This window comes from Vaginisenegalia massiliensis (genome assembly GCF_900604935.1).
Taxonomy (GTDB): Bacteria; Bacillota; Bacilli; order Lactobacillales; family Aerococcaceae; genus Vaginisenegalia; species Vaginisenegalia massiliensis.
The window spans coordinates 35,033-57,298 of the sequence record NZ_UWPC01000001.1 but is presented as its reverse complement, the minus strand read 5'-3'; the positions used below and the strand labels follow the sequence as shown (position 1 = coordinate 57,298).

The 22,266-nt window shown below is 36.1% G+C and carries 16 protein-coding genes; 4 read left to right on the top strand and 12 right to left on the bottom strand.

What is annotated here, in order from left to right; translation table 11 throughout:
- Positions 1-20 precede the first annotated feature (20 nt).
- The 6 genes from EIH20_RS00235 to hutI form a co-directional block, all read right to left on the bottom strand.
- Entirely contained in the window at positions 21-1,361 is a 1,341-nt protein-coding gene (locus EIH20_RS00235) for an APC family permease (RefSeq protein ID WP_124057344.1), read from the bottom strand.
- Between the two features lie 223 nt (positions 1,362-1,584).
- A complete protein-coding gene (locus EIH20_RS00230) occupies positions 1,585-3,261 on the bottom strand; it encodes a formate--tetrahydrofolate ligase (protein ID WP_124057343.1) in 1,677 nt (558 codons plus the stop codon).
- A gap of 34 nt (positions 3,262-3,295) precedes the next feature.
- Positions 3,296-3,922, bottom strand: a complete 627-nt coding sequence (locus EIH20_RS00225) for a cyclodeaminase/cyclohydrolase family protein (RefSeq protein ID WP_124057342.1) — start codon at positions 3,920-3,922, stop codon at positions 3,296-3,298.
- Positions 3,923-3,933: 11 nt separating this feature from the next.
- Positions 3,934-4,833, bottom strand: coding sequence for a glutamate formimidoyltransferase (ftcD, locus tag EIH20_RS00220; RefSeq protein WP_124057341.1), 900 nt, complete (start codon positions 4,831-4,833; stop codon positions 3,934-3,936).
- Between the two features lie 532 nt (positions 4,834-5,365).
- Entirely contained in the window at positions 5,366-8,344 is a 2,979-nt protein-coding gene (locus EIH20_RS00215) for an AAA family ATPase (RefSeq protein ID WP_124057340.1), read from the bottom strand.
- A gap of 248 nt (positions 8,345-8,592) precedes the next feature.
- The gene (gene hutI / locus EIH20_RS00210) at positions 8,593-9,858 is read right to left on the bottom strand and encodes an imidazolonepropionase (RefSeq protein WP_124057339.1); all 1,266 of its coding nucleotides are present in this window, start codon (positions 9,856-9,858) and stop codon (positions 8,593-8,595) included.
- A gap of 201 nt (positions 9,859-10,059) precedes the next feature.
- Between hutI and EIH20_RS00205 the strand changes: the two genes are divergently transcribed.
- Complete coding sequence (locus tag EIH20_RS00205) at positions 10,060-12,078, top strand: urocanate hydratase (RefSeq protein WP_124057338.1); 2,019 nt, start codon at positions 10,060-10,062, stop codon at positions 12,076-12,078.
- Positions 12,079-12,149: 71 nt separating this feature from the next.
- Here EIH20_RS00205 and EIH20_RS00200 read toward each other — a convergent pair whose 3' ends face one another.
- The 4 genes from EIH20_RS00200 to EIH20_RS00185 all read right to left on the bottom strand — a co-directional run bounded on the left by EIH20_RS00200 (position 12,150) and on the right by EIH20_RS00185 (position 15,469).
- Positions 12,150-12,977: a DUF975 family protein gene (locus tag EIH20_RS00200; RefSeq protein WP_124057337.1), complete on the bottom strand. Its 828-nt coding sequence runs from the start codon at positions 12,975-12,977 to the stop codon at positions 12,150-12,152.
- Positions 12,978-13,088: 111 nt separating this feature from the next.
- The gene (locus EIH20_RS00195) at positions 13,089-14,393 is read right to left on the bottom strand and encodes an efflux RND transporter periplasmic adaptor subunit (protein ID WP_124057336.1); all 1,305 of its coding nucleotides are present in this window, start codon (positions 14,391-14,393) and stop codon (positions 13,089-13,091) included.
- 213 nt (positions 14,394-14,606) lie between these two features.
- Positions 14,607-14,900 (bottom strand): VOC family protein, encoded by a 294-nt coding sequence (locus tag EIH20_RS00190; RefSeq protein WP_338133169.1) that lies wholly within the window; start codon positions 14,898-14,900, stop codon positions 14,607-14,609.
- A gap of 56 nt (positions 14,901-14,956) precedes the next feature.
- Entirely contained in the window at positions 14,957-15,469 is a 513-nt protein-coding gene (locus EIH20_RS00185) for a VOC family protein (RefSeq protein ID WP_124057334.1), read from the bottom strand.
- A gap of 325 nt (positions 15,470-15,794) precedes the next feature.
- Between EIH20_RS00185 and EIH20_RS00180 the strand changes: the two genes are divergently transcribed.
- From EIH20_RS00180 to EIH20_RS00170, 3 genes are read left to right on the top strand one after another with little or no spacing between them, the layout of a single operon-like run.
- Complete coding sequence (locus EIH20_RS00180; RefSeq protein WP_124057333.1) at positions 15,795-16,748, top strand: aspartate carbamoyltransferase catalytic subunit; 954 nt, start codon at positions 15,795-15,797, stop codon at positions 16,746-16,748.
- Positions 16,732-18,027, top strand: a complete 1,296-nt coding sequence (locus EIH20_RS00175; RefSeq protein WP_124057332.1) for a dihydroorotase — start codon at positions 16,732-16,734, stop codon at positions 18,025-18,027. Before EIH20_RS00180 ends, EIH20_RS00175 begins: the two co-directional genes overlap by 17 nt.
- Positions 18,017-18,937, top strand: coding sequence for a dihydroorotate oxidase (locus EIH20_RS00170; protein WP_124057331.1), 921 nt, complete (start codon positions 18,017-18,019; stop codon positions 18,935-18,937). Before EIH20_RS00175 ends, EIH20_RS00170 begins: the two co-directional genes overlap by 11 nt.
- A 54-nt stretch (positions 18,938-18,991) precedes the next feature.
- Here the strand turns inward: EIH20_RS00170 and lepA are convergent, their stop codons facing one another.
- Complete coding sequence (gene lepA / locus EIH20_RS00165; RefSeq protein ID WP_124057330.1) at positions 18,992-20,818, bottom strand: translation elongation factor 4; 1,827 nt, start codon at positions 20,816-20,818, stop codon at positions 18,992-18,994.
- 124 nt (positions 20,819-20,942) lie between these two features.
- Entirely contained in the window at positions 20,943-22,202 is a 1,260-nt protein-coding gene (locus EIH20_RS00160) for a M20/M25/M40 family metallo-hydrolase (RefSeq protein ID WP_124057329.1), read from the bottom strand.
- Positions 22,203-22,266 lie beyond the last annotated feature (64 nt).

Sequence of the window (22,266 nt, the reverse complement as noted above, 5' to 3'; positions counted from 1 at the left end):
TTTTAACATACGTTAGTAAATTAAGCTTTTTTACGGCTTGGGTTAATTACGAAGTATAGGATAGAAGCTACAACAATACCAATTAATAGATAAATGACATTTTTACCTTCTGCCATGATCAACATTACAATGCTGACAGTAACAGCTAGTAATGGAATCAACCAAGGACCAAATGGTACATGGAATGAAGTTTGAGTTGGCATGTCAGTCCGTTTACGTAAGAACGGTACAGCTAAAGCTGCTGGAATGTATTGACCAAAACGGAAGACAACAGATAAAGTAGCAAGTGTTTCGAATTCGCCTGAGAATAATAAGATGATGGTTACAACAGCTGAAATTGCGATAGACACGATTGGTGCCCCTTTAGCATTTTTCTTACCAATGATAGCTGGAACTTGACCTTCATCCGCAATCGCAGCACCATAACGAGGGATCATGATTGATTCACCCATATTTAAACCAGCAACAGAAATGATTGCACCGATATTAATCATAGAAAATCCGATAGGTCCTACCATTTCTTTAAATGCTTCTTGTACTGGTGCGTCTGTTTGTAAGATGCCTTGACCTAACATAGCAATTGCACCAGCAGTAATAATGATGTAAAGAACAGATACGATAGAGATAGAACTAATGATAGCTTTTGGTACATTACGTTTAGCATCACGCATTTCACCAGCAACAATTGGTAATGTTTCGAAACCGATGAAAGCATAGAAAATTGTTACAGCTGTACTAGATAAAGCTTGTCCTAATGTCATATCAGGATTCAATTGTAAGAATGGGCTAAAGTGTCCTGCATCAATACCGTGTTTCATAAAGAATAAAGCACAGAAAGCAAAGACAAAGATAGGAATTAATTTCGCACAAGTAACAACAACCGTAAAGATTTTGGATGTTTTAATACCTGCCACATTCATTAGTGAAAGTAAAATAACGATACCAACACTAAGCGCAATATGGTATGGAGCTAATGAAGGGATTTGAATTGTAATTAAACGGGCAAGACCTGCTGCCATTGCTCCCCATGCTACAGTTGTTACAAACCAACCTAATAAACCAACGTTAAAACCAACAAAGTCTCCAAAAGCCGCTTTAGAATATTGGTAAGCGCCTCCATTTTTGTCGAAGTAACCTGCTACTTCAGCAAAGCAAAGTGCTAACATAAATACTAAGACCATTACCCCTACCATGGCTAACAAAGAAGCTGGTCCTAGATCTTTATACAAGCCAGTTTGGACTAAGAAAATACCTGAACCGATAACGGCATTAATTCCATATAAAACCGCTTGGCCAAACGAGAATTTAGCATCTTCAGAAATTTGAACGTCATTAATTTGTGAATTGTTTGATGTTTCCATATTTTTTCCTCCTGCCGACAACAAGGGTATTCTTGTCGACTCATATTTGTAAATGAATAATCATTTAATAATTAAAAATATAGCAATAGATAATATAAATCTGCAGTGAATTCACAATAATCTAAAACCTGCAATCAACTTGTCATCACACCTATTGATTGCATTTTTATTTCATAATATTGAGAGTCAGAGGGCCCTTCTGACTCTCAACGAAATAACTTAATTAGAATAAACCAGTAATGTTTCCTTCAGCATCCACATCAATTTTTTCAGATGCAGGCGCTTTTGGAAGACCAGGCATAGTCATTACATCACCTGTTAAAGCAACGATAAATCCAGCACCAGCCGAAACTTTTAGATTACGGATAGTAATATCGAAGTCTTTTGGAGCACCTAATTTTTTAGGATCATCTGAGAATGAGTATTGAGTCTTAGCCATACAAATTGGATAAGAAGCAAAACCTAACTCAGTTAATTCTTTCATTTGTTTCTTAGCTTTACCTTCAAGAACAGCTTTACGTCCGCCGTATACTTTTTGAACGATCTTATCTAATTTTTCTTGGATAGAATCTTCTTCATCGTATACGAATTTGAAGTTATTTTCTTTTTCTGCCAATTCGATAACTTTCTCAGCTAAGTCTTTACCACCTTTACCACCGTTTGCCCAAACGTCGGAAAGAACAACTTCTACATTACGTTTTTGGCAAGCTTCTTCAACTGCTTTTAATTCAGCTTCGGTATCAAGTGGGAATTTATTGATAGCGACTACAACTGGTAATCCGTAAACTTCTTGAATGTTTTGGATGTGTTTGTCTAAGTTTGGAAGTCCTTTAAGTACAGCTTCAACATTTTCACCAGCTAATTCTTTCTTATCAACACCACCATGCATCTTAAGCGCACGAATAGTTGCTACTAATACAACAGCTGATGGACGTAAACCAGATAAACGGCATTTAATATCGATGAATTTTTCAGCACCTAAGTCAGCACCGAATCCACCTTCAGTTACTACATAATCAGCATGTTTTAATGCTAATTTAGTTGCAATAACTGAGTTACAACCGTGAGCAATGTTTGCGAATGGTCCGCCGTGGATGAATGCAGGTGTACCTTCTAAAGTTTGAACCATGTTAGGATGGATAGCATCTTTTAATAAAGCAGCTAAAGCACCTTGTGCTTTCAATTGTGCTGCTGTTACAGGTTGTCCTTGATAGTTATAAGCCACGATCATTTTACCTAATTTTTCTTTAAGGTCGATCATGTCATTAGCCAAGCACAATACGGCCATGATTTCTGAAGCAACTGTGATATCATAACCATCTTCACGAGGAACACCATTTGTGCGGCCTTGTAAACCGTTTACGATATGACGTAATTGACGATCGTTCATATCTACTACACGTTTCCATGTAATGTTACGAGCATCGATTCCCAATTCATTTCCATGGTGAATATGGTTATCAATTAATGCTGCCATCAAGTTGTTTGCTGCACCAATCGCATGGAAATCACCTGTGAAGTGTAAATTAATATCTTCCATTGGTACAACTTGAGCATAACCGCCACCTGCAGCTCCACCTTTAACCCCAAATACAGGTCCTAAAGAAGGTTCACGTAAAGCAATCGCTGCTTTTTTGCCTAAGTATGATAAACCGTCAGCTAAACCAACTGAAGTTGTTGTTTTACCTTCACCAGCTGGTGTTGGAGTAATAGCGGTTACTAAAATTAACTTACCATCTTCTTTATCAGTTGCTTTTTTCATGGTGTTCATGTCAACTTTAGCTTTATATTTACCATATAAAGAAAGGCTGTCTTCTTCGATACCCACTTTTTTTGCAACTTCAACGATTGGTTTCATCTCTACGCGTGAAGCGATTTCGATATCTGTTAAAATTTCCATGTTATAATTTCCACCTTTTCTTTCTTACTTTATCCTATAAAGATTTTAAGATTTCTTGGTAAATTTCATCGGCTAATTTGCAACCTTTATCAAGGATTTCTTGACCAGATGCTTTATATTCTTCAACAAAAATTTCATCTTTGATACCAGCTAAATTGATTAATACATTTAACCATGATCCTTGCAAAGCTGCTTTCAAATCTAAAGCTGCAACACCTAAATCACTAGCTGCATTAGTATTTGATTTACCGATAGCTTTGTGAGTAACTTCAAGAGCTTTATAAATTACTTCCATAACTTCATATGGAGTTTTAGCAGCAATCTTTAACGCTTTTTGCATAGCTTCACGACGAGCTGCTTTTTCTTCATCTGTTTCTTTTGGCATTTCAAAAACAGCTGCAACTTCGTTAAATGACTCAGTATCTTTATCAATAGCTTCAACTAATTCACTTTGTAATTTAGTTGATTCACTTAATACTTGTTTCATTTCTTCTTCGAATTCAGCATATTTCTTTTTACCAACAGTTAATTCAGCAACCATTTTAGTAAGAGAAATTCCTTGAGCAGCTGCTAAAGCTGAAGCAGAACCGCCACCAGGAGCTGGCTCATCAGAGCCTAAAGTTGTCATAAAGTCTTTTACAGTTAATTCAACTAATTTCATTTTGCCACTCCTTAGCTCAATAAGTGATTTTCTAATACTTGTTTGCCGTAATCTAAATCAGCAATTTGTAAGTACCATTCAGCTGCATCGATTAAAGCTTTAGCTGGGCAGAGACCAATTAATTCAGTTTCGATAATATTAACGCCATAGCGTGCTGCTTCAAAGCGAACTGTTTCAACTACACGGTATAAAGGAGTTTTTTCGAAGTTAACCATGTTCATAGATACTTGTGCAATGTTGCGATCTTCTAACATAACGCCGATTGCTTTACAATATTTGTAACCACCTGAAGATCCACGAACCATTTTTGCAATCTTGTTAGCAATTTCAATATCATCAGTATCTAAGTTGATGTTGAAGGCTACTAAAGGCATCCGAGCGCCGACAGCTGTAACACCTGCAGTTGGATGGATTTTACGTTCACCGAAATCTGGAGCCCAATCTTCTTCTAATAATTTTTCAGGCATACCTTCGAATTGACCTTTACGAACTTTAGCTAAGTTCACACGAGCAGGTGTTGAAGCTGAATCTTCATATAAGAAGATTGGAATTTGTAATTCATCATTGATACGTTTTGCAACTTTTTTTGAAATTTCAACACATTCTTTAGCAGTGATATCTTTAACTGGTACAAATGGAACTACGTCTGTAGCACCCATACGTGGGTGTTCACCTTTGTGTTTAGTCATATCGATATTTTCAGAAGCAAATTTAACTAATTGGAAAGCTACTTCTTGGATGTTTTCTTCATCCCCAACTAAAGTGAAGACGCTACGGTTATGACTTGCATCAGATGAATAGTCTAATAATGTTACGCCAGGAACACTTTTTGCAACTTTCACTAAGCCTTCAATAACCTCTTGGTTAGTACCTTCAGAGAAATTAGGAATACATTCTACTAATTTTGCCATTCTACATCGTCCTTTCAAAATTTTAAAACTTGAAGTTCATTATCATGCAAATAGCTGATAACGTTTTCAGTGACTAAAGAATATCATTAGTAAATAATTGTGTCAAACCCTGTTAAAACAGTATTTCAAAGCAATAATATCAATATATTTTCTAATAATTAAGTTCATAATATTTAGCTTTGTCGTTAATTATTGGAATTATTTGACGAAAATTTGACTGATTTCTCATCATTTCATCTTGTTGATTATCTAAGATAACTCAATACCTGTTATGAAAACGCATTCTATTAGTATCCCGTTTTTATTGTTCTTATGCGAAAGTTAACTTTGAAGGCGAATTCACCACAAAATTTTATTTAGCTTTAGATCTTGGTTTTTAGTCTTTTAAAAATTCGATTTGTTTTGTAAAATTTGACTCTTATTAGATACTTTGTTCACAAAAAAACTAATCAAAATTAAATTTTAAAAAGCGTATTTTAATTATTTTCTCATATAAAAGCAAATTAGGCACTTTTATCTAGTGCCTAATACATTATGCATATTGATTTTCAATTAATAGTGTGCGTTCAAACTGATCCCTATATGGATTCAAGTGACGTAATGCCTCTTCTTCATAATAAGCCAATGGTTGATCTAATAAAGCATCAATCAGAGGTAACTCTATATTTGATAAACTTCGTCTTCTCTTGATCAAACTAAAGGCCCAATACAACATGCCAATATCCCGCGGATTTGTATCTGTAACTATCTCTTTCTTTGCGTCTACTAAGAAGCGTTCAACCTCTTCAAATTTAGATTCTTGCATATTTATAACAGCCATATAAGCTTCGAGTTGAGCTTTCTTCCAATTTGAAGTTAAGTGAGAATATAGTTCGGCACTTTTATTGAAATAGTCCTTAGCCAATTGATATTCTTGATTTGCAAACTGGACCACACCCATATCAACATAAAAGACAACCAAACTCGATTCAACCCCAGTTGCCTCACAATAAGCGAGTGCTTGTTCCTGCTGTTTTAATGCCATTTCATAGTTTCCTTGATTCATTTCAATTTCAGCCAAATAATCGTATGAGGCTGCAATATTGATTGCATACTTAGTCTCAAGTTCATTAGTAATCGTAAAGGTCATGATGGAGTTCACTAAATCCTTTTTGGCCGCTTCATACTGCCCTATCATTAAGCTGTACAAGCCCTTCAAACGTAATAGTATCCCAATCGAATCATGATTATTTGTTTCAATAGCTACTTTCATTGCTAATTCAAGATATTTGGCCATCTCAACTTCATTGTCTGTCTGAATACAATAGTAAATCATTTGTCGGTATGCTCTAAGCAAAAATTCTTGATCATGACTGTCTTTTGATTTCGTAATGACAGTTTGAATATTTTGAATTCCCCGATCATACTGATTATAGCGAATATAATAACGACCTTCTAAATACAAATATTTCAAGATCAATTGCTGATAATTTGGGTCAAATTCATGCGTTTCTTTAAGCGTATTGATTTGACCTTTTATATGTTCAAATTTTACACGAATCATTTTTTGCTTACTATGATTCAGGTTTTCCAAGTGATGATAATCTGAACTATAAATAGGAAATAAATCATGTTGAAAGCGCAGATAATTCTGTAAGTAAGACAATTCGTAATCTAAGGCCTTAAGAGGTTCTTTAGCTTGATCAAAATGGTAAGCAATTCTTGATAAAGCCAAAGTTTTATTGGTCTTATTAACAAGTTGGTGAATCATAAATTCAGCAATCCGTGCATGAATAATTCGTTTCTTTGAAGCAGACTGTTCATCATAAATATATTCCTTAATAATATCATAGTTGAAGGCTAAGCCTACTTCGTCCTGTAGGGTCATTTCGTGTAATAAATGTCGTTCAATTAATAAGTCAATGGCCTGGGCCACTTCCATCGAATCGCGATTGAGCAGCTGACAAAGCAAAGGCGTTGGAGCAAATTCTTTAAAATAAGACACCATGGTCATCAATTCTTTAGCTAACGGCGTCAAATATGCTAACTGCACGCGACAATATTGCTTCATTTTGTCAGTCAAGGATTCTAATTTCATGTTCATTTTTAATAAATACACATATTCCGTTAAAAAGAACAAGTGTCCTTTTGAATGGTGGTAAATAAAATCAACTTCACTTTTTGATAAACGAATCTCTGGAAGTTGTCTTTCTAAAAAATGACCCGTTTCTTCAAATGATAGAGGACCCAAATCTAAGGTTAATAAATGATGTTTATAGACTCCGTTTGCAATCAAGTCCTCTAAACTACTATTAAATTCTGTATTAGCACTGATAAAGAAGAAAATAGGTAAACTTTCACGGTGCAATACAAGTTGATTGAGTAGTATCAAACTATCAGGATCTAACCATTGACTATCATCAATTCGCATAATGATTTTCAGTTGTGGATTTGATTTGACAATTTCCATAAAAGCGATAAACAAGGAGCTTGATGGATCAGCATCACCCAGTTGACTTAGAATTTTCGTGAATGTATCTTCATTTGGTCCGATATGATCCATTAATTTTGACAAGATGACTTTAAAAGCTTGTAAAGATTGATTAGCTTCTACTTGTTGACACATATATGAAATCAAGACAACATCATTAGGTAAATGCTCTAAGACTCGGTCTAGTAGAGCTGACTTGCCTACCCCCATAGGTCCTTTCAAGAAAATGGATTTAAAGGCTTGTCCTTCAAAATAAACCGCTAATTGGCTTTCAATCACGCCGATTTCTTTATTGCGCCCCCAGAATGAAACCGCGTTCTTGCTATAATTCAAGTGTGCTTGATTCACTTGTTTAATTGTCTCATCATAGATTGCTTTGGTCTCTTTACTTGGTGCAATCCCTAGTTCCTTCTTTAATAAGTTTACTAGTTCTTGATAAGTTTCAATGACCTTACCATTACGATTATGATCTTGGTAATATTTCATTAACAACTGGTAATTACGTTCGTCAAATTCATCGATTGAAATCAAGCGACGTATGTTCTTCTCTACTTCATTCAAATGCTTAAGTTTTATATCTTCTTGGATTTTGCGATAACACTCTTCCACAAATTTTTGTTCATAAAAACTTCGCATTTTTACAATCCAAATATCAAAATTTTCGGAATCCTTTAAATAAAACCCTTTTAAAAATTCACCCGTGTATAAATCTAAATGTTCAATCGGTTGATTCAAAAAAGCGTCAACATCACAATGAATTTCAAGTTCTTTATTCATAGTTAATATTTGATTATTTGGCGAGATAATATACTCATCATTTAACGCTTTATTCGCTTGATAAATCGTATTTCGCAAGTTCTTCTTTGCACTTTGCTCTGATTTATTTGGCCATAAGAGTCCAGCTATCTCATCACGCGAGACAGTCTGATTAATGACTAGATAATATAATAAGGCATTAATTTTAGAAAAAGAAAATAAAACTGGCTCATTATTTAGAAATACTTGAGGATTGCCAAATAAACGAAAATATACTGTATCCATAACGCTAACACCTCACTTAATAGTTCTATTGTACCTTAAAGTAAGGGCTTTTAAAAATACTATTTTCTTCAAAATTTAAAGTAAAACATAATGCAAAAAAATACAACTTGACTCATAGATTAGAAAAGGCCCAGTATTCCTTATCTTATCGTATATATAGCCAAGTTGTATTTTCTTTAAAGCAGCGCAATGGTCGCAAAGTTTATTTTCATAAACTTGCTCAATTGAAATAGCAAATTAAATAAATATTAAACCGCTTGTTTATCTTTGATGACACATTGTCCATCTTTATAAACATCAGAGATTAAATTAGTAGCAAAGAAGTAAATGGTGTGATCTAAGTTTGGTGCGTCGAAGATTGCAATATCAGCCCGTTTTCCTTCATCAAAGCTACCAATTTCGTTAGCTCGATCTACAGAATATGCCGCATTGATCGTTACAGCATTATACACTTCAATCGGTGTTAAGTGGTACATGTAGCAACCTAATTGCATAACAAATTGAATATTTGCAGTTGGACAAGAACCTGGGTTACTATCCGTTGATAAAGTAATAGCCATATTGTTTTCTAACATTTTTTTAGCTGGCGCATAGGTATCTTCCATTAAACTGAAAGTAGTAGCTGGAAGTAAGTTACCAATAACACCATTTTCGCTCATTAATTTGATACCTTCGTCAGTTGCTTTCATAAGGTGCTCAGCACTTGTAGTATGTAATTTAGCTGCTACATTAACACCACCGATAGAGTCGATTTCATCAGCATGAATACGTAACTTAAAGCCTAATTCTTTAGCTGCTGACAATAAATATTCAGATTCTTCAGCTGTGAAGACGCCTGTTTCGCAGAAAATATCACAAAATTCAGCTAAATCGGCTTCTTTAACTTTAGGTAGCATTTCATTGATAATTAAATCTAAATATTCTTTTGAACGGCCTTTATATTCTGGTGGAACAGCATGAGCAGCCATAAATGTTGAAACTAAATCAACTTTAGAATCTTCATTCAGTTTCTTAACTACCTCAAGTTGTTTTAATTCAGTTTCCCAATCTAGACCGTACCCGCTTTTAGCTTCTACAGTCGTAACCCCATGGCTTAACATATAATCCAATAAGCGATCTGATTTCTTATATAAGGTATCAAAATCTGATTTGCGAGTTGCACGAACCGTACTTAAAATACCGCCGCCTTCTCTCAAAATATCTAAATAAGAAACACCATTCAACTTTTTAGCAAATTCATGCTCGCGGCTTCCACCGTAGACTAAGTGAGTGTGACAATCAATTAGACCTGGACAAGCAAATTTTCCTGTGTAGTCAATTACTTCAGTTGAATCATCAATTAGACTAGCTTCTGGTTGGCCAGAACCAATGGTCAAAATTTTACCATCTTTAATTGCGATATATGCATCTTCAATAATGGTCGCTTCATTCATTTCTTTTCCTTGAAGAGCACGTCCCTTATCATTAGGATTAAAAAGTTGACTAAAGTGAACTAAAATTTTATCTGCTGTCATTTTGTTTCCTCCTTATTCAGTCCTATTAACTGTAAATTAATAGTAAGCACCATGTGTCAAATTTTAGTCAAATCTCTCAATTATGTTTTTGACGCAAGGGTTTTCAAAGAAAATTTTTTGATTGACACTTAGTTGACTGTTAACGTTTACACTGAGCCCAACGAATAAAGATTCGCCAATTTAAATTTTAGGAGGAATATCATGAAACAATTTAATGTTGCTGATGCAATGACCATCAAACTTGATGCTGTCTTGCCAGAAATGCCTGCTTTTGAAGAAGGAATCCGTCGCGCTCCAAACCGTGGCTTCCGTTTATCCCAAGCGCAAACCGAAATCGCTTTGAAGAACGCTTTGCGTTATATCCCAGAAGAATTCCATGATCAAATGATTCCTGAATTCTTAGAAGAATTAAAAACTCGCGGACGTATTTATGGATATCGTTTCCGCCCTGCTGGTAACCTACACGGTAAACCAATCGAAGAATATAAAGGTAAATGTGTAGCTGCCAAAGCTATGCAAGTTATGATTGATAACAACTTAGACTTTGCAGTCGCTTTATATCCATATGAATTAGTAACTTATGGAGAAACAGGTCAAGTTTGTTCTAACTGGATGCAATATCGTTTAATTAAGAAATATTTAGAAGAAATGACTGACGAACAAACATTAGTTGTTGAATCTGGTCACCCAGTTGGTTTATTCAAATCTAAGAAAGATGCACCTCGTGTTATCATTACAAATGGTCTTTTAGTTGGCGTTTACGACAACATGAAAGACTGGGAAATCGCTGAACAAATGGGTGTAACGAACTATGGTCAAATGACAGCTGGTGGTTGGATGTATATCGGACCTCAAGGTATCGTTCACGGAACATTCAATACATTATTAAATGCTGGACGCTTGAAACTTGGTATCGCTGACGATGGTGATTTAACTGGTAAATTATTCATCTCTTCTGGTTTAGGAGGCATGAGTGGTGCTCAAGGTAAAGCTGGTGAAATTGCTAAAGCTGTTGCAGTAGTAGCTGAAGTTGACCGTTCTCGTATCGATACTCGTTTAGAACAAGGCTGGATCCAAATGGTTACTGAAACTCCTGAAGAAACCATGAAAGCTGCTAAAGAATATTTAGATAAGAAAGAATCTACTTCAATTGCTTACCATGGTAATATCGTTGACTTATTAGAATATATCAACGAAAACGATATTCATGTTGACCTTCTTTCTGACCAAACTTCTTGCCACAACGTATACAATGGTGGTTACTGCCCTGCTGGCATCACATTTGAAGAAAGAACTCGTTTATTAGCTGAAGATCAAACTAAATTTGAAAAATTAGTTGATGAAACCTTAGAACGTCACTTCAATGCCATTAAGAAATTAACCGAAAAAGGTACTTACTTCTTCGACTATGGTAACTCATTCATGAAAGCTATCTATGACTCTGGTATCAAAGAAATTTCTAAGAATGGTGTTGACGATAAAGACGGCTTCATCTGGCCTTCATATGTTGAAGATATCATGGGACCTATGTTATTTGACTTCGGTTATGGTCCATTCCGTTGGGTTTGCTTAAGTGGTAAACACGAAGACTTAGTAACGACAGACCATGCTGCTATGGAAGTTATCGACCCTACTCGTCGTTATCAAGACCGTGACAACTACAACTGGATTCGCGACGCTGAAGAAAACAAAATGGTTGTTGGTACTGAAGCTCGTATCTTATATCAAGATGCAATGGGTCGTGTAAACATTGCCCTTAAATTCAACGAATTAGTTCGTGAAGGCAAAATTGGACCTGTTATGATTGGTCGTGACCACCATGACGTATCTGGTACTGACTCTCCATTCCGTGAAACTTCAAACATCAAAGATGGTTCAAACGTAACGGCTGATATGGCTACACAATGTTACGCAGGTAACGCAGCTCGTGGTATGAGCTTGATCGCTCTTCACAACGGTGGTGGTGTTGGTATTGGTAAATCTATCAACGGTGGTTTCGGTTTAGTGCTTGATGGTACTAAAGAAACTGATGAAATTATCAAATCAGCAATTGCTTGGGACACAATGGGCGGTGTTGCTCGTCGTAACTGGGCTCGTAACGAAAACGCTATTGAAACATCTATCGAATATAACAAGATGCGTAAGGGTTCTGACCATATTACCATCCCTTACTTAGCTGATGATGCTAAAGTTAAAGAAGCTGTAAGTAAATTATTCTAATCAGAATAACTGATACAAAAAGACGTCATTCACTTGAATGACGTCTTTTTTGTATCTTATTTATTTGAATCTTATTTAAACGTATAGTTCTCAATTGATTCTTTTTTCACGCTATTTTCAACATTTTGTTTGACATAGGAATCTACTTTTTCTCGGCTTTGATCTATCTTTGGCACTAAATATCGATAAAAGGCTCCTAAAGTTAAATTTTGATAGAGGGTTAACCACCACTCTAGCCCTTGGGCAATAATAAGCAATAATATGCCAAACGGCTTGTTAACTGAATCCCCTTGCCATAAATCATCACCTATTCCCCATACAAATACAAATAAAATACCATAGCCAATAAAACTTAAAAATAAGACTAATAATTGGGTCTTATTGCCTTTCATTAACTGTGTACTAATTTTAAAGGCTTGTAAATAACTGATGGGCTGCTTAGCCTTCTTAGCATCAAAATATAAGGGCAAAGCTTGTGAATAAGACAATGCTTTAATCAGTCCTGGAATAACTAACAAAATCGTCCATAAAGTTACAAAAAGGAAATATAAGACAGACATGGCAACTAAGTCAATGAAATCAGAAGTATTTTCAATCCACGTTAGACCATCCTTATAATCCAAAGTCTGATTAGTTTCTGGCTGATCAATACATTTAATACCTAAAAATACTAATGGAAAGGTTAGAATTCCCAAGAAAAAAACGACCCAGTCAGAAAGAAAATCTAAATTTATTCCAAATATAAGCTCTTGTTTTAAAGGGGGAACCAATACTAGACTCAACGAAAGACAAGCGACTAACCCAACCAAAAAACTTGCCCGAGCATACCCGATGGCATTTTTTCTCATTTCATTTTTTATGCTTTTTTTAACAAGGGAGCGATTAAATACTTTATCCATTTTTCACCTCTAGTTATTTTTCTGAATTAAGTATAACATCCCCTGTGTCATTTCATAAAATTTTTTGTCAAAGTCTAATCTTTTAAATCATCTTTTATTCTTAAACTAAAGTTACCTACCTTTACGTTTAATATCTGCCTTAGTTTTTACATTTAGCTCTTTAGGATGAAGGACAACACGATCTCCTTCCTTTATACCCTGATAAATAAGCCAATGGTCTTCTTGTCTTTGTCCTTTAACCTTACGACAGAGATATTTGCCATCTTGATAAATCCATAAGAATAACTGGTTACCATTTATATAAATGGATGATTCGGGTATTTTATAGGCCAAATCATCTAACTCGACCTCGACTGAATAACCTGGTTGAATATATCCTTCCACAGCAATTTCATATTGAAATTGACCGGCCCTAACTTGATTGGATTGATACTCTCTTTCCTCAAAAGATGAAGATACTTGTCCATTCTTGTTATTTGAAAGGACTGGAGTTATTTGAAAAAGTCGACCATCGACTGTACGATTTTCAACTAAAATATTTACTTTTAAGCTTTGACTCGATTTTATTAATGGGTAAGTATATTCTGATACTTGCCCCTGCACGCAACTCTGCTGGTTGGAGACTAGACGAAAGATGACATCTTGTCCGTTAGGTGATTGGTTTACCAAATCTCCCCTTATTTCCCCTGAAAATGGCGCTTTTTCTGTTGGTATATATTGGGATTGGAGTCGTTGAGGATTAATTTCAACATCCTCTATTTGATGATTAATTTTGCGAATTTCATTTTGTAACGCTACTTCGTCCGCTAACATAACCTTGCTATTTCTATCCTTTGTTGATTGACTGTTCGACGAAGCTTCGGAAGGAAGCTTTTGTTCCTGACTAGCTTGCCAATGCTTTAAATCAATATAATCAATCATGGCTTCAATTTTTGTTTGATTGGATCCATTTTTTGCTGACTTGACCAACCGATCTCCCCGATAGTTGTAATTGGCTTGAGTGAGTTCACTAAGAAGTTCTATATAATTTTCACGTAAATTATATAATTGCGTTTGCTGGCGTTGACAATCTTCAATATCGTAATTAAGTTGATTCTGTTGATAAGAAAATAATTCCTGTCCCTTTTCAACTTCATCCCCTACTTTAACGAATACTTGCCCCACCTGACCTTTTGCAGAAGACCAATGATAAACTTGTTCCTTTGCTGGTATCGCAATAGCTTCAAGCTTAATTGGCGATGCTTTTTCAACTTGATAAAGGTCTAAACTGTTATCCGCATTCTTAATTGGTTCCTTAGGATCATTAGCCAAGATACTAGAAGATAAACTAGCTATCAGCAAAACTAAATAAATCGCTGCTATTATGATTGACATCCACCATTTTGATTTCAAATGTAGCATTTGTTTAAATGACATTTATATTTCCTCAATTCATTTCATTAATGACTGTCTCTATCATAAATAGACGATTGAGGATTAAATTCTTTTTAAAAATCCTTGAATGCTAAAATCTAAACGATCATATATATACATTTACGTCATTATTCTATCTTAAAAAATGAAAATACCTCCAAAAGACAGACCAGTTAACAATTGTATTTTTAGAGGCTAATTTGATAATGATAGTACTTAATCTGCTTCATTTAAGATCAAATCAAAAACAATACCATTTGGGTCACAGATCGTGATTATTCGATCAGTTGCTGTTAATAGGTAAGACTGTCCACTTACTTTAGCCAGTGTTTCTTTGAAATAGGTTGAATCATTGGTCACCATTTGATAACGCAATAGCCCTAAACCATCATTGATTTCTCGAGTTTTTAATCCTGGTTGCCATTGATTCACAGCCAAATGATGATGATAATCACCCGAAGCTATCCAAGCAGCAGTAGGAATAGTCATCTTATTACCAAAATCTAAAATATCTTGATAAAATTGGGAACTCTGTCTTACATCAATGACACTTAAGTGAAGATGGCCTAAGATAGTCTTTTCAGGAAGTTGATATGCTTTTCTTTTTTAAGGCTAGCAAAAGCAAGAAGTCCTTCTAAATCCAAGGCTTCAGTCACGCCAATAATTTGCCCATCTGGCCGCTTATCCCATTTTGATTGAAGTCGATCAGCATAAATTTCTATTCCATTCCCTTCGGGATCCTCTAAATAAATAGCCTCACTATAGCCGTGGTCTGAAGCGCCAATTAAGGGCACTTTTTTATTAATAAAATGCAAGAGGCAATCAGCTAAATCTTTTCTTGACGGCAGTAAAACCGCAATATGATAAAGACCAGCGACTTGTTTTCGCTGAGCACCTTCTTGATTAACTAGTTGAATCATAGTTTCTTTTTGACCTTCGATTCCTAGATTAACCTGATTATTATTTTCATATAATACGGAAAATCCTAATTGTTCAGTATAGAAGCGAGTCATAAAGTCGAGGTTTTCCACCCCTAATTGAATCATTGATAAACGAATGGCTGATTGATATGGATACATTGTTAATCTCCTTTCTATGATCCATCTATATTATCTCTAATTCGAGATAAATGCAAGAAAAAATATTTGCTCTAACTTTCACTTGACAGTTGACTTGTCTTATCGCTATAATGAGCGTGAAAATAAGAAGTAGTCTATTTTAAACGTGTTCTGTGAAACATGAAAGTAAACTATGCAAGCCAAAATCATTATGAGTACGAGAGACTCAATATGATTTTTCCTTAAATAATTTGCCGATTAATGAGATCAGTCCACGGATTGGTCTCTTTCTTTTTTTCTAAGTCTAATAAATATTGTCAGTGAACAATCATTAGGAGGAAAAAATATGCCAACTTTAATTCCAGCGACCAAAAAACTTGCTCTTTCACACCTTACCAGTGTCGAAAGTTTAACCGATGCTCAAGTCCTTGCTTTAATCAAACAAGCTCAAGCCTTTAAATGTGGTCAAAGCTGGCAAGCCGATCGGACTTACTATGCGACTAACTTATTTTTTGAAAATAGTACCCGGACCCATCGTAGTTTTGAAATGGCCGAAAAGAAATTAGGTATGCAAGTCATTGATTTCGCCGTTGAACATAGCTCGGTAAATAAAGGGGAAACCTTGTATGATACTGTTCTAACAATGGATGCAATCGGTGTAGATATTGCCGTAATTCGCCATAGCCAAGTTGGCTACTATGAAGAATTAATTGCTTCTAACTCTATCAAATGCTCTATCATTAACGGCGGTGATGGTAGTGGCCAACACCCTACCCAATGCCTACTTGATTTAATGACAATCTATGAAGAATTTGGTCATTTTGACGGTTTAAAAATCGCCATTGCTGGTGACCTCATCCACTCACGCGTTGCAAAATCAAATATGCAAATGCTTAAACGTCTTGGTGCTGAACTCTATTTTTGTGGACCAAATATCTGGTACGATGAAGCTGAATTCAACGCTTATGGTCAATATGTATCAATTGACTCTATTATTGATCAAGTTGACGTGATGATGTTACTTCGCGTTCAATCCGAACGACACGATGTAAAATCGATGATGAGTCAAGACCTTTACCACAACGCCTATGGCTTAAATATTGAGCGGGCAAATAAAATGAAACCACAAGCGATTATTATGCATCCAGCTCCAGTAAATCGCAATGTCGAATTAGCAGACGAATTAGTAGAATGTCCTCAGTCTCGCATTGTTACTCAAATGCAAAACGGAGTCTTTATGCGTATGGCGATTTTAGATGCTATTGTGGAAGGGAAAAAAAATAATGCGATTAGTTATTAAAAATGCTCAAATTATTGAACGGGACAATGAGTTAAAAAGATGCGATATTCTAATTGAAGATGGTTTTATCAAACAAATCCAATCTGTTATTGAACCCGACAATAATGACCAAGTTCTTGATGTCGAAGGCCATTTCGTAAGTCCCGGTCTAGTCGATGTCCACGTTCATTTAAGAGAACCTGGTGCTTGCCACAAAGAAACCATTGCTACCGGATCGTTAGCAGCAGCTCATGGTGGCTTTACGAGTATTTGTGCCATGCCAAATCTTAATCCTTGTCCAGATAATCCAGCAAAACTAGCTTCAATTCAAGAGATAATAAAAAAAGACGCCGTTGTTAAAGTTCACCAATATGCATGTATTAGCGAAAATTTAAAATCAGATATCTTAGTAGATTTTGCTGGACTTAAAGAGCAAGGTGCTTTTGCTTTTACTAATGATGGAGTCGGTGTTCAAACTGCTGGTACCATGTATTTAGCTATGCAAGCCGCTGCTGATCAAAATATGGCTTTAGTAGCTCATACAGAGGATAACTCTCTCCTCTTTGGAGGCGTGATGCATGCGGGACATAAAGCCCAAGAACTTGGCTTACCTGGGATTTTATCAATTACAGAAGCTAGCCAAATCGCTCGAGATTTACTGTTAGCTGAAGCTACGGGTGTCCACTATCATGTTTGCCATGTATCTACCAAAGAAAGCGTTAGAGTTATTCGTGATGCTAAAAAAGCTGGCATCCATGTTACCGCTGAGGTGACACCTCATCATTTATTATTAAGTGAAGAGGATATTCTATCTGATGATGCCATGTGGAAGATGAACCCGCCATTACGATCAGAAATGGATCGCCAAGCCTTAATTGAAGGCTTACTAGATGGAACCCTAGATATGATTGCAACAGACCATGCCCCTCACGCAGCAGATGAAAAAGCTCAAGGATTTTTAAAAGCTCCTTTTGGCATAGTCGGTAGCGAAACAGCCTTTCAACTCATCTATACCCATTTTGTTAAACAACATATTTTTACTCTTGAACAAGTCATCCAATGGATGGCAACTAAACCAGCTAGTCTTTTTAACTTACCGGTTGGTCAAATCAAAGAAGGATACCCGGCTGATCTAGCCGTCTTTGATCTAGACCAAAGCTATACTATTAATAAAGCCGATTTTCTTTCAAAATCTAATAATACACCATTTGATCAGTGGCCAGTTTACGGTCCTACCCTATATACCCTAGTGGATGGTCAAATAGTTTGGCAAGCTAAAGGAGGTCCCCATGTTCATTAAAACTCAAATAGCCGATATAACGTTTGACAATTGTCTAATGAATGCTGCCGGCGTCTACTGTATGACCAAAGAAGAATTAGAACAAATAGTGGCGTCTCAAGCCGCTACTTTTGTAACCAAAACAGCAACCCTTCAAAGCCGCCCAGGTAATCCAGAGCCTCGCTACCGCGATGTTGGTCTAAATAGTATTAACTCGATGGGTTTACCAAATCTAGGACTCGATTATTACTTAGATTTATTAACTAATGATCCACATCAAGAACAACGCTTTTTATCCATTAGTCCGATGAATGCTGATGATACGCCAACTCTTTTTAGCAAAATTAAACAACACGATTTTAAAGGTTTTGTTGAATTAAACTTATCCTGTCCTAATATTCCAGGAAAAGCTCAAATTGCTTATGATTTTGATCAAACTCAGAGAATCTTAGACCAAGTCTTTGACTTATATCAGGGAAAATTAGGTGTAAAATTACCACCCTATTTTGATCAAGCTCATTTTGACCAAATGGCATCAATCCTCAATCAATATCCGCTAACTTTTATTAACTCGATTAATAGTTTAGGCAACGGAATTATGATTGATGATCTATCGATGATGATTGCCCCAAAACAAGGCTTTGGTGGTATCGGCGGCCCTTGTATAAAACCTTGGGCTCTTGCCAATGTCCATGCCTTTTATCAACGACTAAAACCTGAAATTCAAATTATCGGCACAGGTGGAGTAACCTGTGGACGCGATGTATTCGAACATATACTTTGTGGTGCTAGTATGGTACAAGTCGGTACTCTTCTCCATCAAAAAGGACCCCAAGTATTTGAACGCCTCATTCAAGAATTAAAAGATGAAATGGCAACCTACGGATACCAAACACTAGCCGATTTTAAAGGAAAAGTACAATATCTATAACAAAATCAGCTCTTTCTCATTAAATGCGAGAAAGAGCTGATTTTTGCACTTTTCTTATTCTTCGTCCATTTGAAGAATGGCCATAAAGGCTTCTTGTGGAACTTCAACCGAACCGACTTGTTTCATTCGTTTCTTACCTTCTTTTTGTTTCTCTAATAATTTTTTACGGCGAGAAACATCCCCACCATAAAGTTTAGCCGTAACATCTTTACGTAAAGCTTTGATAGTGGATCTTGCAATAATTTTCTGCCCGACCGCTGCTTGCACGGGAACTTCAAACAGTTGGCGAGGAATAATCATTTTTAATTTTTCAACTAAATCGCGGCCCCGATTATAAGCGAAGTCTTTGTGAACAATCATTGAAAAGGCATCAATCAAATCATTGTTCAACAAAATGTCCATTTTGACAAGATTAGATTGTTTGTAACCAATTAGCTCGTAATCTAAGGATGCATAGCCTTTAGTGTTCGATTTTAGCTTGTCAAAGAAATCATAAATGATTTCGGACAAAGGCAATTCATAGATAACATTTACCCGATAATCATCTAAATAATCCATCGTAATAAAATTGCCCCGCTTACGTTGACCAATATCCATTACCGCCCCAACAAATTCATTAGGAACCATAATAGAAGCTTTAACATAAGGTTCTAAAATTTTATCAACTTTAGTATTCTCTGGCATTGCTGAAGGATTATCAACGATAACTTCTTCCCCATTAGTCTGAATCACTTTGTAAATAACTGAAGGAGCCGTCGTAATTAGATCAATATTAAACTCTCGTTCCAGTCTTTCTTGAACAACATCCATATGTAATAAACCCAAGAAGCCGGTACGGAAACCAAAGCCTAGGGCTTGCGATGTCTCTGGTTCAAACTGTAAGGCAGCATCATTCAGTTGTAACTTCTCTAAGGCCTCACGTAAGTCATTATAGTCATTCGACTCAACAGGATAGAGACCACAGTAGACCATCGGATTTAATTTACGATAACCTTCCAAAGCTTGACTAGCGGGTTGATTAGCTAGAGTAATCGTATCACCGACCCGGGTATCTTGAATAGTTTTAATCGCTGCCGAAATATAGCCCACATCACCGACCATCAAATAATCACGTTTTAAAGGTTTAGGTGAAAAGACTCCTACTTCTACAACATCGAATTCTTTGCCATTAGACATTAAACGAATGCGATCCCCTGGCTTAACAATCCCATTGACTACCCGAATATTTAAGACCACTCCCCGGTAAGAATCGTAGAATGAGTCAAAAATTAAGGCTTGAAGTGGGGCTTCAAGATCGCCACTCGGTTGCGGTACCTTAGCAACGATTTGTTCAAGAATTTCTGGTACCCCGATGCCGCTTTTTGCCGAGGCAAAAACCGCTTCGCTTGCATCTATCCCAATGACTTCTTCAATCTCATGTTGAACTTTTTCAGGATCAGCTGCCGGTAAATCAATTTTATTAATGACTGGCAGTATTTCAAGGTCATTATCTAAAGCTAAATAAACATTGGCTAAAGTCTGAGCTTCAATACCTTGAGCCGCGTCCACAACTAATAAAGCTCCCTCGCATGCCGCTAATGACCTTGAAACTTCATAAGTAAAATCGACGTGCCCAGGCGTATCAATTAGATGGAATATATATTCTTGGCCATCCTTAGCTAAATAGGTTAGCTCAACTGCATTTAATTTAATCGTAATTCCGCGTTCACGCTCTAAATCCATCGAATCAAGTAATTGATCTTGCATTTCTCGATCAGCCACAGTCTCCGTTTGTTGAAGAATCCGGTCAGCTAAGGTTGATTTACCATGGTCAATATGTGCAATAATTGAAAAATTGCGAATTTGTTTTTGTCGTTTCTTTAAATCTTCAAGATTAAACATTATTTTTCACTTCCTCTTACGCTGGCTTAGACAGCCAGACAGACTCACTCTTTATATTATCAAAATAATAGCTTATCGCCTAGTAAATTAAAGAAAAACAGTCCAAAAGGACTGCTTTTTTTGCTTAAAGAGCTATTTGATTAATAAAAGTCTGGTAGTCTAAATAAGAACGGTGATAGAGATGATTGCGTTCTACTTTCTGACTAAATAACCCAATCACATCAATTAGGAAAGAGGGAAAGGTCTCCAACACAAAATGAGGATTGACCATTTTAAAATCTTGACCATGAATTCGTCCGCTAAATCCGCCGTATGAAACTTGGATACATGGCATCATGTAAGATAAGTCACCTATATCTCCTGCTGCAGCAATCGTCCCCCGGTCTTCAATCAGGCGTTTAATATCAAGATTGCTTTCAAAACATGTCTTAACAAATGAATTTAAATAACGATCTTGAACAAAAGGTAAATAACCCATCTGTGTTTCTAGGATCACCTGTCCACCTAATGCCGAAGCACTAGCTTTGGCCATTTCATCCAACCGTTTGCTTAATATATTCATATAATCTAGATCATTCGTTCGAAGATCAGTTCCAATGGTCACTCGGTCAGGTATAACATTGGTCGAGAAATTTCCCTGGCTAATTATGGGATTAATCCGAACATAAGCATCTTCGCGAATTTGCTGTCTAGCAAACCCTAAAGCCACATTAAACAAGTTCGACATAGAATAGGCATTTACACCAGTGAAAGGATCCCAACCAGCATGGCTTGCTTGACCTTCGAAATGATAATTCTTATATAGAAAACCAGCTAAATCACAATTGACTTCAATTGTTTCCCCTTCTTCTTCACCAATAGAATGAATGGCTAAAGCAAAATCAACACCATCAAAGGCCCCTAATTTCATCAACTCGGGTTTGCCAGCTAGATGAGTTAACTTTCCTTCTTCTATCATTTGCTGACGCCAAGTTAAATCCACGAATTCTTCTGCGGGAACGAATAAAATGCAAAAATTCATATTATATTGCTGATAATGTTGATCTTCTAATAAATAAGCCAAAACGGCTAATATTACAGCCACTTGACTATAGTGGCCACAAGCATGAGCAGCTCCTGTTTCTTTGTCAGCTACTAAGTGACTAGGATTAATGAGTGCATCCATTTCTGCGATTAAGCCCATGGTCCGGTCTGCTTGATTATCTAAACAAATTCGTAAACCAGTAGTCGAAAATTCTTCGATATGGAGATGGGGATCCTTATCTCTAATAAAATCCATAATTTTAGCTTTGGTCTTAAATTCTTTAAAGCCTAGTTCTGGCTCGTTAAAGATTGATTCACATAGAGCTAAATGTTCAGAAAAATGTTCTTGAAAAAATGTCATAATCTGCCAACTTTCTTCTTATCACTTTATTAAAGTGTACCATATTATTGGTTGAGCGTCAGTT